This window comes from Chryseobacterium sp. FG46 (assembly GCF_057809135.1).
Genome location: NZ_JBMDJJ010000009.1, coordinates 99,211 through 113,710, shown reverse-complemented (window position 1 = coordinate 113,710; position 14,500 = coordinate 99,211). Strand labels below are relative to the sequence as shown.

The window sequence follows — 14,500 nt, the reverse complement described above, 5'->3', positions numbered from 1 at the left end:
ATTTTTTCGGTTTTAAAAATTGAATTTTTCCTAATGTTTTCGGGCTTATTAAGAATGTTTCAAAATAAGCAAAACCGAGGCCAAAGTGATAAAAAACAGCTTTTTTTAAGCTCTTTGTGGTTTATCATGCTTATTTTTGCATGTCAAGTACAATAAATCATGAAGAAGCTCCAAGATATTCTTATCTCAACCAGGACAATGGCTGTATTGTTGCTGGTGTACGCATTCGCGATGGCCTATGCAACGTTCTTAGAAAACGACTACGGAACTCCTACAGCAAAAGCATTAATTTATGAGGCCAAGTGGTTCGAACTGATCATGGTCCTGCTTATCCTCAATTTCATAGGAAATATCGGAAGATACAGACTGTGGAAAAAAGATAAGTGGCCGGTTCTTGTTTTCCACCTTGCCTTTGTTTTCATTTTTATCGGTGGTGCCATCACCAGATACATCAGTTTTGAAGGGACAATGCACATCAGAGAAGGTGAAACATCCAACGAAATCGTAACCGATAAAAATTTCTTTAAAATTCAGATCGAAGAAAAAGGTGATGTGCTGAATTATCAGGATGTTCCTTATCTGATGTCTCCGTTACACAAAGATTTCAAAGCAACCTATGACTTCCACGGAAAAGAAGTGAAAGTGTTTGCCAAGGAATACATCCAAAGGAAAAAAGACAGCCTTGTAGCTGAACCGAACGGGGCCGAGTATCTTCATCTGGTTTCTACCGGAAGCACCGGAAGACAGAATATTTACATCAAACCGGGAGAAACAAAATCTATCAACGGTACTTTGGTGACATTCAACAGAGCTATTGAAGGGGCTGTTGAATTCAAAAATGAAGGCGGAAAATTATTCATCAAAACTCCTGTAGATGCAAGCTATATGACCATGGCAACACAGGCCACAGGAAATACAGTGAAAGATCAATTCCAGCCTTTGGCATTAAGAAGTTTATATACCATCAACGAGCTGAAACTGGTAGTACCTGAAGGCCTTAAAAAAGGAAGACTGATGGCGATTGAAGGTGACAGAAAGAAAGATGCCAATGTTCCTGATATGCTTCAGATTGAGCTTCAGGGTCCAAAAACAAAACAAATCGTAGATCTTTCTGTTGAAAAAGGAAATCCGAATGCTTACAAGCAGGTTACGATGGATGGTTTAAACATCATGGTCGGTTTCGGACCTAAAGTATACAACACACCTTTTGCATTGAAACTGGATGACTTCGTAATGGAAACGTATCCGGGAAGTTCATCTCCAAGTGCTTATGAAAGCCACGTAAAAATCATTGATGAAGGTAAAGAAACTCCTTATAAAATCTATATGAACCACGTTCTTAACCATAAAGGATACCGTTTCTTCCAGTCGAGTTTTGATCCGGACAGAATGGGAACCGTTCTTTCCGTAAACCACGATTACTGGGGAACTTTGATTTCTTATATCGGATACGGACTTTTATTCCTGGGAATGTTTGTAATCTTCTTCTGGAAAGGAACTCATTTCTGGAAATTGAATAAAATGCTTGCTGACGTTAATAAAAAGAAAGCTGCAGGGATACTTTTATTGTTCTTAAGTTTAGGGTTAAATGCACAGAAAATAGAAACCCACGGAACAACAGATGGAAGCAGAGAACACATTCATGTGGAAGGAGACAATCATTCTCATGCTCCGGTTCCGTCTGCCCAGCCACTTGATGGTGCTGCTCCTAAGCAGAACTCTCTGGCAACTCCAATGGGGAAAATGAGATCTATTTCTCCGGACGAAATCATTGCAAGAAACAAAATCAGCAAAGAACATGCGGATAAATTCGGATATCTTTTGGTTCAGAACTTTGAAGGAAGAATTGTTCCTATCAATACAGAGGCAATCGATATTTTAAGAAAACTATACAAGAAAGACGAATTTAAAGGAACAGACGGGAAGTCTCTTACAGCCAACCAATGGTTCCTTTCTATCAATACAGATACTCCAAGCTGGACAATGGTTCCGATTATTAAAGTGGGAACTAAAGGAGGAGATGAGCTGAAGAATAAGACAAAAGCAGATGAAGATGGCTATACTTCTTTGATGAACCTTTTCCCTGCAGATGCAAATGGTAATCTTACCTATATCTTAGAGCACGATTACAATACTGCATTCCGTAAGAAACCGGCTGAACAAACGAATTATGATAAAGAAGTAATTGCTGTCAACGAAAGAGTACAGATCTTCAATGAATTCTTCAGCGGTCAGTTTATGAGAATTGTTCCTGTGAAAAATGATGCCAACCATACATGGCATTCATGGTTAGACCAAAAGTTTGAACCGGATATGGAATCTCAGCAGGTAATGGGACCTTATTTTGCAGAAGCTCTTACCGCACAGAAAACTGGTGACTGGAGCAAAGCAGATGCGGAATTAGCAAAACTTTCAGACTATCAGCAAAAATGGGGTAAAGCAGTTGTTCCTGCAAAATCCAAAGTAGATCTTGAAGTATTTATGAATAAAGTAGATATTAACTTCAAATTGTTAATCTTCTACACCCTTATCGGCGGTCTTCTTCTGATCTTAGGATTCGTTGAATTATTCAAATCAAATAAAGTATTAAGCAAAGCAATTAAAGTAATCATTGCGGTTGGTTTAATTGGCTATCTGTGTCATTTCTTAGGACTTGTTGCAAGATGGTATATCTCAGGACATGCTCCCTGGAGTAACGGATACGAAGCGATTATCTTTATCTCATGGGTAGGTATTACGGCAGGTTTAATCCTGTACAGAAATGCCAACGCATTGATTCCTGCAGCCGGATTCATGGTAGCTGTTATCATGATGGGATTCGCGCACGGAGGTTCTGCACTTGATCCGCAGATTACACCGCTTGTTCCTGTACTGAAATCTTACTGGCTGATTGTTCACGTGGCTATTATTACATCCAGTTATGGATTCTTTGCCCTGTCAATGATCATTGCTGTAATTTCACTGGTATTCTATATTATATCCAATAAAGAAACCTATAAAATTCACCATGATACGACATTGAAGGAATTGGTAATCGTTTCTGAAATGTCCTTAACCATCGGATTGTTTGCTCTTACAGTAGGAAACTTCTTAGGAGGAATCTGGGCAAACGAATCATGGGGAAGATACTGGAGCTGGGACCCGAAAGAAACATGGGCTTTCATCTCTATCATGGTATATGCATTTGTACTGCACATGAGATTAGTACCTGGATTGAGAAGCAGATGGGCATTCCATGTAGCAACAATGTTTGCGTTCTGCTCAATGGTAATGACGTATTTTGGAGTAAACTATTACCTGAGCGGACTTCACTCATACGCAGCAGGAGATCCGGTACCGGTACCAGCCTGGGTATACATAGGAATCTCAACAATGATTATTTTAGCAGCTGTTTCTTATTGGAAGTTTAAAACTTTAACAAAGAAATAAAGATCTGAACATACAAATTCAAATCCCGGAATTCACTTTCCGGGATTTTTTTGTCTATATTATTTCTGATGCTTTGTAAAGTATAGGGAAGTTGGTATTTTTCCAAAAGCTAAGGTTCGCAATGATTTTATTGATGATGAAATATTGTTCACAAAACCATTTCACTCAGCAAAGAAAGTATTGGTCTTCGCTAAACGAAGTGGCTTGCGCGCAAAAATAAAACGCATAATAAAACAAATTGACCTCGCATTTAGCGTTTGATAAAATATCTGCATCTCGAATTCTAACGCTAAGGTTCACAATGATTTTGTTGATAATAAAATTTCGTTCGCAAAGGCATTTCACTCAGCAAAGAAAGTATTGGTCTTCGCTAAACGAAGTGGCTTTGCGAACAAAAATATAATGCATCCTAATAAATTAACCTCGCGAACTTTGCGTTAGTTAAAAATACCCACATCTCGAAACCCGAAACCCGCAGCTCATTCAAAAAAAACAAAATTCATCATTTGTAATTCAAAATTGATTACTATCTTTATGATATCAAAATAATATCAAAATAAATTTCAATTATGGAAAAAACATTAAAACCTATGTCGGGTTATCTTACATTGGTCATTTGCCTGGCCTTGTTTGTAGCAGCAGTATACTTCTTTGTGAGTGGAGTAGATCAAAGTATAGCCTATGTGGTTATCTCTATGCTGTGCTTTCTTCTTTCGTGCTTTTTCTTAAAAGGGTTAATGATTATTCAGCCGAACCATTCGAGAGTATTAAACTTCTTTGGAAAATATGTGGGAAGTGTAAAAGAGAATGGATTATTCTTTATCAATCCTTTATATTCATCACAAAAAATTTCTTTACGTTCCGAAAATCTGCAGGGTCAGACTTTGAAGGTAAATGATAAAATGGGTAACCCTATTGAAATTGCAGTTGTAATTGTATGGAAAGTGGGAGATACTTATAAAGCGGCCTTTGATGTAGAGCGTTATTCTGACTTTGTAAAAATGCAGAGTGAGGCAGCCGTAAGACATTTGGCGATGAGCTTTCCTTATGATAACTTAGAAGATGATCATGCTCCGATTACCTTAAGAGAAGGAGGAGATAAAATCAATTCTATTTTGGAACAGGAGCTTACAGACCGCCTTTCAAAAGCTGGAATTGTGATTCAGGAAGCAAGAATTTCACACCTGGCTTATGCTTCAGAAATTGCCGGAGCAATGCTTCAGAGACAGCAGGCAACAGCTATTGTTGCAGCAAGAACCAAGATTGTGGAAGGGGCTGTAGGAATGGTAGATCTTGCATTGAAAAAACTTTCAGAAGATAATATCGTTGAATTGGATGATGAAAGAAAAGCGGCAATGGTAAGCAATTTAATGGTAGTTCTTTGCGGTGAAAAAGCAGCAACACCTATATTAAATGCTGGAACACTTTACAATTAAGAAGTGAAAAAACAGTTGGATTTTAGTGTATAAAGTTTTACACTAAAGTAATCAGAAATAATGTAAGAGAATTTAGAAAATGAAATCAGAAAAAGCTCAGAACTCTTCAGAAAGCAAAGGGAAAAAATCCTTTGTGATAAGAATAGACGAGTCTACTTATAAACTCCTTGAAAAGTGGGCCAATGATGAATTCAGAAGTGTGAACGGACAGATAGAATATCTGCTTCATCAGAGCCTGGTGAACGCAGGGAGAAAGAAAAAAGAGTAGTGTAAAGAGTAAATTAAAGATGGGAAATAATCTTTTTCGGGATTAATCGTACAGAAATCAATTATTTTTTTCCTTTTTTTAATTGCAGAAAATATAAAAAAGACCGTTTTTTTTAGCTTTTCAATAAAGAAATAACAATTCAATTAATCTTATACCCAAAAAAAAGCAGAGAAATTTTCTCTGCTTTTTTATTGTATACAGCTTTGGAGACTGTCTGCTCCAACGTAGAATATGACGAGCCAAATCAAGCCTTTTATGGTAAAGAAAGCTAATCCTGCCCATCCCACACGCTTGAACCACTTTTTAAGCTTTGAGTTGTTTTCTTGTGAATTTTCCATTGGTGATTATCAAAAAGATTACCCTGCAAAGATAAACATGTTTATAATTAGTCCAAATAAAAAACGTATTAAAAATTAAAGTTTTGAGGTTCGCATAATATTTTTATCTTTAGAGAGAACGAAAAGTAAGATTTTATGTCAAAAAAAGTAAAGGATTTCGGAATCGAAAAAACACTCAGAAATCTTGGGATTAAAGAAGAGAACAAAGGGACTTCAGTGGGCGGAAAATATTTCGCTTCAGGAAAGGTGATAGAAAGCATTTCTCCTGTGGACGGAAAGTTAATCGCTAAAGTAAAAACTTCCGGAGAAAGTGATTATGACAAAGTAATTGAAACTGCTCAAAAGGCATTTCAGGAATTCAGGCTGATTCCGGCTCCTAAAAGAGGAGAGATGGTAAGACAGTTGGGCTTAAAATTAAGAGAATATAAAGACGACCTTGGTAAACTTGTTTCTTACGAAATGGGTAAATCTTTGCAGGAAGGTCTTGGAGAAGTTCAGGAGATGATTGATATCTGTGACTTTGCAGTAGGACTTTCAAGACAGCTTCAGGGGTACACCATGCACTCTGAAAGACCTGGACACAGAATGTATGAGCAGTACCATCCGCTGGGAGTTGTCGGGATTATCACCGCATTCAACTTTCCGGTAGCAGTATGGTCCTGGAATACAGCTTTAGCATGGATCTGTGGTAACGTTACCATCTGGAAGCCATCTGAAAAAACACCGCTTTGCGCTATTGCATGCCAGAATATCATGATGGAAGTTCTGAAGGAAAATAACCTTCCTGAAGGCGTTTCAAGTGTATTGGTATCAGACCACGAAATCGGGCAGAAACTGGTAGACGATAAAAGAGTTGCTCTTGTTTCTTTCACAGGTTCTACCAGAGTAGGAAGAATGGTTTCTTCGAAAGTAGCAGAAAGATTCGGGAAGTCTATCCTTGAATTAGGTGGAAACAATGCCATTATCATTACAAAAGAAGCTGATATCGACATGTCGATCATCGGAGCTGTTTTCGGAGCTGTAGGAACTGCTGGTCAGAGATGTACTTCAACAAGAAGGCTTATTATCCACGAAAGTGTATACGATGAAGTGAAAACAAGATTGGCAAAGGCTTACGGACAGTTGAAAATCGGAAATCCATTGGATGAGAAAAACCATGTTGGACCGCTTATTGATACTGATGCTGTAAATCAATACGAAGAAGCTATCAAGAAATGTAAAAAAGAAGGTGGAAAATTCGTTGTTGAAGGCGGAGTTCTAACCGGAAAAGATTACGAATCCGGATGCTATGTGAAGCCTTGCGTTGCAGAAGTGAAAAACTCTTATGAGATTGTTCAGCACGAAACTTTCGCACCAATCCTATATTTAATCAAATACAAAACATTAGAGGAAGCTATCGCTATCCAGAATGATGTTCCTCAGGGATTATCCTCTGCGATCATGACCCAGAATTTAAGAGAGGCAGAGCTGTTTCTTTCTCATGCTGGTTCAGACTGTGGTATTGCCAACGTCAATATCGGAACTTCCGGTGCTGAAATTGGGGGAGCTTTTGGTGGTGAAAAAGAAACCGGAGGAGGAAGAGAGTCAGGATCTGACGCCTGGAAATACTATATGAGAAGACAAACCAATACTATAAATTATACAGCGCAACTTCCTTTAGCACAAGGGATTAAATTTGATTTATAAAAGTTTTGCTTAAAGTACTTAAAAACAAAAAAATTAATAACCTGAATGATTAAATGCTGTATTCATTGGATTATTTAATCACTCACTTATTAAATCACACTACAAATTTATTATGGAACACACATTAGATATAAAAGCAAATAAAGTAAAAGAAACAGTAGGAAGACATGTGTTGGCAGACGGTTTCGATTTTGTGATGGATATTGAAAGATCACACGGATCTTGGCTTTATGATAAACTGACAGACAGAGAATACCTGGATATGTTCTCTATGTTTGCGTCAGCATCTATCGGGTACAACCACCCTTATCTTGTAGAAAGATCAGAATGGTTAGGAAGAATGGCTGTGAACAAGCCTACTTTAGCTGACGTTTACTCAGAAGAATACGCTCACTTCCTTGAAGTTTTTGAAAGAGTAGTTATTCCTGAAGAATTACAATATGCTTTCTTTATTGAAGGCGGAACAATGGGGGTTGAAAACGCAATGAAGGCATGCTTCGACTGGAAAACCCGCAAAAACTTTGCAAAAGGCTTAAACACAGAAGCAGGAATCTGTATTCATTTCAAACAGGCTTTCCATGGAAGAAGTGGTTATACTTTGAGCCTAACCAATACTTCTGATCCAAGAAAGTATCAGTATTTCCCGATGTTCAACTGGCCGAGAATTTTAAACCCAAAATTAAAGTTCCCGATTACTGAAGAGAACCTTGAAGAAACCATCAAAAACGAAAACCTTGCTTTAGTTCAGATTGAAGAAGCTATTTTGATGAACCCTGATAAAGTGGCTTGTATCATCATTGAGCCTATTCAGGCTGAAGGAGGTGACAACCATTTCAGAGACGAATTCTTATTAGGATTAAGAAGAATCTGTGATCAAAATGAAATCTTACTTATTTTTGATGAAGTTCAGACAGGGATTGCCATTACAGGAAAAATGTGGGCATTCCAGCATTTTACAGCAAAACCTGATATTATTTCTTTCGGTAAAAAAGCTCAGGTTTGCGGCGTACTGGCCAATAGAGAAAAGTTTGATCAGGTTCCGAACAATGTTTTCAGAGAAAGTTCAAGAATCAACTCTACATTTGGAGGAAACTTTATTGATATGCTTCGTTTCCAATTGGTAATGGAAGTGATTGAAAAAGAAAATCTTGTTGAGAATGCACGAGTAGTGGGAGATTTCTTACTGGAAAGCTTAAAAGCCCTTGCTGAAAAATATCCTGAAAAAATTTCCAATGCAAGAGGAAGAGGCTTGATGTGTGCTATTGATCTTCCCACTGCAGAGCAGAGAAATCACCTGATGAATGAGCTTTTCAACGACGGCTTAATCATTCTTCCTTGTGGAGACCAGTCTCTTCGTTTCAGACCTCATTTAAATGTTACTAAAGAAGAAATCCAGCTTGCTTTAGACAAAATTGAAAATAATATTAATAAAATTTAAAATCCGGGATTTGTAATTTTAAAAAAAACATCGTATATTTAGATACTCAAACATTTAGGATATGGAAAGAAGTACGAGAGTATCAGTTTATGTAAGTGATAACCCTTCAGAAATTCAGTTGGTTAAGTCTAAATTGGATGACGCACAAATTGCAAATACCGTTGAAAATAACTATCTTACGTTTACCACTACGCCAACGGCAACTTCGCTGAAGCTTATGGTAGATCTGGAAGAAGAAAAAAGAGCATTTGAAATTATTGATGCTTACCTTCAACAAAGTGAAAATCAATAAACAATTTCATAATTTTAAATTTTACTACTTCAAACCGAAAATTAATTATAATTAATTTTCGGTTTTTTAATTAATTAAAAACCATTAAAAGATGAATACTTCAAAGATTGAAGGAAGAGTGGCTATTCTGATTTCTAATTCTTAGATCATTCAATCTTTTAATCAAATTTTACAGCATGAATCCACAGATTAAACTAAGACAAGCGGAAATTGAAGACAGGAACATTATTTGGGAAATCATTCAGCAATCCATCGAAAGAAGAAGACAGGATGGAAGCACCCAGTGGCAGAACGGATACCCTAATCTCGGGACAGTGGAAAGTGACATTGCGAAAGGATTCGGGCATGTATTGACTGTAGATGGAGAGATTGCAGTATATGCAGCCCTGATCTTGAATGATGAACCGGCTTACAGCACCATTGAAGGAGCATGGTTAAGTGACGGTGAATTTGTTGTGGTTCACAGAGTGGCTGTAGATGAAAAATTTGCAGGGCAGGGTATGGTAAAAAAACTTTTTGATCAGATTGAGGAGTTTGCTAAATTCCATGGAATTCAGAGTGTTAAAGTAGATACCAACCATGATAATATGGCTATGTTGAAAATTCTTGAAGGCAAAGGTTACTCTTATTGTGGAGAGGTTCTTTTGAAAGACGGATTGAGGAAAGCTTTTGAGAAGATTATAATTTAGCCCAAAAGTTAAATCAACTTTCATTGAATTTTTAAAACGCTCTGTATTTATAAACTCTATCAGGTTTGTTCGTTTGGTTCTGAACTAATTTCTACTTTTGTTCAAATTTTTATATTATGCACCAAAGTATAGAAGTTGATGAAAAAATTTTTCAGGATGCCGTAAAATTCTATGGCACCGTGTTTAGCTTACCTCCTTTAGCCTCAAAAATTTATTCCTACCTTCTTTTTGACTATGAGAAAGTAGGAATTACTTTTGACGAGTTTGTTGAAGTGCTCTCCGCGAGCAAAAGTTCTGTTTCTACCAGTATTTCATTACTGCTTAATGCTCAGCTTATCGTAGACCATAACAAAATGGATGAGCGGAAACGGTATTTTTTCATCAATGATGAATACAAAAAAATACGATTCGAAAAAATTGTCCAGAAAATGCAGGACGAATTAAGACTATTAGATGATTTAAACAATTTTAAAAAAAGTAAAGACGATGGATACAATGAAAAAATAGAAGTTTACAAAGCACTCTTAAATAAAAATATAGAAAATATTCAGGAATCTCTTAATAAACTATAAAATGAATAATAAGCTAGTTATACTTTCCATTGCAGCGTTTTCACTGACGGCCTGCAAAAAAGAAGCTCCGAAACAGGATGGTGCCAAGCCGTATCCTGTCATTTCCGTGGAGTCAAAAAATATAGTGGGTTATCAGACGTTTCCGGCTACCATCCAGGGTAGGGTAAACAATGATGTACGTGCAAAGATACAGGGATATATTACCCAGGTATTGGTAGATGAAGGACAATATGTTACCAAAGGACAGCCATTGTTCCGTCTGGAAACCAATATTCTGACCGAAAATGCAGCCGCTTCCAAAGCAGGAATCGGTGCTGCAGCATCTAGTGTTGCCGCAGCTCAGGCTTCTGTAAACGCAGCTCAGGTAGAAGTAAATAAACTAAAACCTCTGGTTCAGAAAAATATCATCAGTAACGTACAGTTACAGACCGCTCAGGCACATCTGGCTCAGGCACAGGCACAGCTGCAACAGGCGAATGCCGCCAAAAGACAGGCTGAAGCTAATTACAAAGGCGTAGAAGCCAATATTGAATATTCTATTATCCGTGCACCTATTTCAGGGGTAATCGGAAGACTGCCATTGAAAGTAGGAAGTTTGGTAGGGCCGTCTGATCAGACGCCTCTTACAACAATTTCTGATACTTCTGAGATCTACGCTTACTTCGCGATGAATGAAAAGGAATATTTTGATTTTCTTGAAAAATCTCCGGGAGCCTCTATGCCTGAGAAAATCAAAAACTTACCCATGGTTGAGCTTCAGCTGGCCAATGGAAGTCTTTATCCTGAAAAAGGGAGAATTGAAGCCATTACAGGACAGATTGATCCTACAACCGGGACTATTCAGTTCAGAGTTGCTTTCTCGAACGCTCAGAAATTATTAAGTAATGGTAACAGCGGAACCATCAGATTCCCTCAGCATTATGATAATGTTCTTGTGGTACCTGAAAGTGCTACTTACGAACAACAGGGTATTGTTTACGTATACAAAGTAGAAAAAGGAGATACTGCCAGAAACGTTGTTGTGAATGTTATTGACAGAATCGACAATATGGCTCTCATCAAATCAGGAGTTAATAAAGGAGAAACAATTATTGCAGCTGGTATCGGAGGGTTGAAACCGGGAACAGCAGTGAAGCCGAAGCCAATCAAAATGGATAGTCTTGTTCAATCTATAAAACCGAAATTCTAATGATAAAGAACTTTATTAACAGACCGGTTTTATCCACCGTAATCTCAATCCTGATTGTGATTCTCGGTGTGCTGGGACTGATCTCGTTACCGGTTACACAGTATCCGGATATTGCACCGCCTACGGTAAGTGTTTCCGCCAATTATACGGGAGCCAATGCCGAGACGGTAATGAAAAGTGTAGTAGTACCTTTGGAAGAACAGATCAATGGGGTGGAAGGTATGGATTATATCACTTCCAGTGCCGGTAATGACGGTTCTGCTCAGATCCAGGTTTTTTTCAAACAGGGAATAGATCCGGATATTGCAGCGGTAAACGTACAGAACCGTGTGGCCAGAGCAACACCTCTTTTACCATCTGAAGTAACACGTTCAGGGGTTGTAACTCAGAAGCAGCAGACCAGTGCCCTGATGTATATGTCTTTCTATTCTGAAAATAAGGATCTTGATGATGTGTACCTTCAGAACTTTTTGAATATCAATATCATTCCGAACCTGAAAAGGGTAAATGGTGTAGGGGATGCCAACGTTTTCGGTGGTAAAAACTACTCGATGAGAATCTGGCTGGATCCTGCAAAAATGGCTGCCTACAGTGTAACTCCTACGGATGTTACCAATGCCATTAATGAGCAGAGTAGAGAAGCCGCTGCAGGTTCTATCGGACAGAACAGCGGAAGTTCTTTTGAATATATCATCAAATATGTAGGTAAATTCAACGATAAAGAGCAGTACGATAATATCATCATCAAATCTCTTGCAAACGGACAAAACCTGATGCTGAAAGATGTAGCTAAAGTAGAGCTTGCCGGGCAGTCTTATTCCGGTGTCGGGGAAAATGGGAACTACCCTTCCATCAGTATGGGAATCTTCCAGACTCCGGGATCCAACGCACAGGAGATTATTAAAAATATCAAAGCCTATCTGAAATCAGCCGAAGGAACTTTTCCAAAGGGCGTAAAGTATACTTTTAATTTTGATACCAACGAATTCCTGGAAGCTTCCATTGAAAAGGTAGTACATACCCTGATTGAGGCCTTTATTCTGGTATTTATTGTAGTATATATTTTCCTTCAGGACTTCAGATCTACGCTGATCCCGGCCATTGCGGTTCCGGTATCTATTGTAGGAGCGTTCTTCTTCCTGAATCTTTTCGGATATTCATTAAACTTGTTAACCCTTTTTGCATTGGTACTGGCGATCGGAATTGTGGTGGATGATGCCATCGTCGTCGTCGAGGCCGTTCATGCGAAGATGGAACACGGTATTTCAGATGCTAAAAAAGCGACTGTAGAAGCCATGGATGAGATTACAGGAGCTATTATTTCTATTACTTTGGTAATGGCGGCGGTATTTATTCCGGTAACGTTCATTACGGGGCCTACAGGGGTGTTCTACCAGCAGTTTGGTATTACACTGATTATAGCCATCATCATTTCTGCAATTAATGCATTAACGCTGAGTCCTGTTTTATGTTCATTATTCCTGAAACCTCATGAAGCACATCATGCAGAGTATAAGAACTTAAACTTACTACAGAAGTTTTTCTATAAGTTTAATATTGCTTTTAAAACAACTACTGAACGTTACGGAAGAGGATTTGTATTCCTGTTAAGACATAAATGGGTAACCCTGATTATTTTTGCAGTTACCGGGGGGATCTTATTCTGGGCAAGCAGCAGTATGAAGAAAGGGTTTGTACCTACAGAAGACAGAGGAATTATCTTTACAGATGTTCAGCTTCCTCCGGGGGCTTCTATGGAAAGAACTTACAACGCTTTGAAAACGCTTCAGGCGAAAGCACTGAAAGTTCCGGGCGTGCAGAACGTAACCATTTCAACAGGTAGAGGATTCTTATCCGGAAACGGAAGTAACAACGGTCTTGCCTTTGTGAAACTGAAACCATTCGAAGAAAGAAAAAAAGGCGGACAGACTTCTGAAGACATCACCAAAAAATTATTCGGAATTGTAGGATCTGTTCCTGATGCCAAAGTGGTATTCTTCCAGCCGCCAAGTGTACCGGGATTTGGTAGCAGTGCAGGTTTTGAAATGGTGTTGCTTGATAAATCAGGTGGAGAATATGCTGATCTGGATGCTAAAACCAATGAATTCATCGGTAAACTGATGCAGAGACCGGAAATTCAGTTTGCACAGACTTCATTCAATACGAAATATCCTCAGTATCAGATGGAAATTAATGTTCCTCTGAGCAAACAGCTTGGAGTTTCTGTAAACGACATCCTGTCTACCATGCAGGGGTATATTGGTGGTATTTATACAGCCGACTTTACCAAGTATGGAAAGCAATTCAGGGTTATGGTTCAGGCGCTTCCTGAGAACAGAAAGAATATTGAAAACCTGAATCAGCTGTATGTGAGAACAGGATCAGGTATCATGACTCCGATCTCACAGTTTGTAACCTTGAAAAAAGCCTATGGGCCACAATCTGTAAGCCGCTATAACCTGTTTACTTCCGTGAAGGTGACAGGAGCAAACTCTGACGGATACAGTTCCGGGGATGCTATTGCTGCGGTACAGCAGGTGGCGGATGAAACCCTGAATCAAAACTATGCCGTAGAATTTACAGGGTTAACGAGAGAAGAATTAAATTCAGGATCTCAGACCCTTCTGATTTTCGGGTTAAGTTTGATCTTCGTTTACTTTATCCTTTCCGCACAGTATGAAAGTTATATCCTTCCGCTGATCGTTATTATTTCTCTTCCTCTTGGGGTAATGGGAGCTTACTTCGGCCAGAAGATTATGGGACTGGAAAATAATATTTACTTCCAGATTGCTCTGATCATGCTCGTGGGACTATTGGCGAAAAATGCAATTCTTATTGTTGAATTCGCTGTTCAGAGAAGACATCATGGTGAAACCATTGTGATGTCAGCCATCAATGCAGCGAAAGCCAGGGTAAGACCTATTCTGATGACCTCATTCGCCTTTATTTTCGGTTTATTGCCGTTGGTGCTGGCAAGTGGAATCGGAGCAGTAGGAAACAGGTCTATCGCTACGGGTGCGGCCATCGGACTATTGATAGGAACTGTTTTGGGATTATTCGTAATTCCGGTTCTGTATGTGATTTTTGAAACACTGCAGGAAAAAATTAAACCTATCAAAAAAGAAGATATCAATTTAGCAGAATAAAATTAATTAGAGAAGTC

General features: G+C 38.5%; 11 protein-coding genes. 10 read left to right on the top strand and 1 reads right to left on the bottom strand.

The genetic code is table 11. The annotated features are described in order from the left end of the window. Positions 1-159 precede the first annotated feature (159 nt). From ACODR7_RS09040 to ACODR7_RS09030, 3 genes are all read left to right on the top strand, one after another. On the top strand, positions 160-3,429 hold the full coding sequence (locus ACODR7_RS09040; protein WP_488838731.1) for a cytochrome c biogenesis protein: 3,270 nt from the start codon (positions 160-162) through the stop codon (positions 3,427-3,429). 569 nt (positions 3,430-3,998) lie between these two features. Next, complete coding sequence (locus ACODR7_RS09035) at positions 3,999-4,865, top strand: SPFH domain-containing protein (protein ID WP_110366076.1); 867 nt, start codon at positions 3,999-4,001, stop codon at positions 4,863-4,865. A 79-nt stretch (positions 4,866-4,944) separates the two neighbouring features. Beyond that, a complete protein-coding gene (locus ACODR7_RS09030) occupies positions 4,945-5,133 on the top strand; it encodes a type II toxin-antitoxin system antitoxin (protein WP_034694367.1) in 189 nt (62 codons plus the stop codon). Positions 5,134-5,321: 188 nt separating this feature from the next. Here ACODR7_RS09030 and ACODR7_RS09025 read toward each other — a convergent pair whose 3' ends face one another. Continuing rightward, a complete protein-coding gene (locus tag ACODR7_RS09025; protein WP_002979804.1) occupies positions 5,322-5,471 on the bottom strand; it encodes an FAM210 family protein in 150 nt (49 codons plus the stop codon). A gap of 135 nt (positions 5,472-5,606) precedes the next feature. Between ACODR7_RS09025 and amaB the strand changes: the two genes are divergently transcribed. The 7 genes from amaB to ACODR7_RS08990 all read left to right on the top strand — a co-directional run bounded on the left by amaB (position 5,607) and on the right by ACODR7_RS08990 (position 14,483). Next, positions 5,607-7,157: an L-piperidine-6-carboxylate dehydrogenase gene (amaB, locus tag ACODR7_RS09020; protein WP_136521510.1), complete on the top strand. Its 1,551-nt coding sequence runs from the start codon at positions 5,607-5,609 to the stop codon at positions 7,155-7,157. 112 nt (positions 7,158-7,269) lie between these two features. Beyond that, positions 7,270-8,595, top strand: a complete 1,326-nt coding sequence (gene lat, locus ACODR7_RS09015) for an L-lysine 6-transaminase (RefSeq protein WP_488838730.1) — start codon at positions 7,270-7,272, stop codon at positions 8,593-8,595. Between the two features lie 61 nt (positions 8,596-8,656). Then, positions 8,657-8,887 (top strand): DUF2007 domain-containing protein, encoded by a 231-nt coding sequence (locus ACODR7_RS09010; protein WP_076597339.1) that lies wholly within the window; start codon positions 8,657-8,659, stop codon positions 8,885-8,887. A 176-nt stretch (positions 8,888-9,063) separates the two neighbouring features. Next, positions 9,064-9,576, top strand: coding sequence for a GNAT family N-acetyltransferase (locus tag ACODR7_RS09005; protein WP_488838729.1), 513 nt, complete (start codon positions 9,064-9,066; stop codon positions 9,574-9,576). 116 nt (positions 9,577-9,692) lie between these two features. Beyond that, a complete protein-coding gene (locus ACODR7_RS09000) occupies positions 9,693-10,148 on the top strand; it encodes a transcriptional regulator (protein WP_488838728.1) in 456 nt (151 codons plus the stop codon). A gap of 1 nt (position 10,149) precedes the next feature. Further along, a complete protein-coding gene (locus ACODR7_RS08995; RefSeq protein WP_488838727.1) occupies positions 10,150-11,337 on the top strand; it encodes an efflux RND transporter periplasmic adaptor subunit in 1,188 nt (395 codons plus the stop codon). Further along, entirely contained in the window at positions 11,337-14,483 is a 3,147-nt protein-coding gene (locus ACODR7_RS08990) for an efflux RND transporter permease subunit (protein ID WP_488838726.1), read from the top strand. Before ACODR7_RS08995 ends, ACODR7_RS08990 begins: the two co-directional genes overlap by 1 nt. The last annotated feature ends 17 nt before the right edge of the window (positions 14,484-14,500 follow it).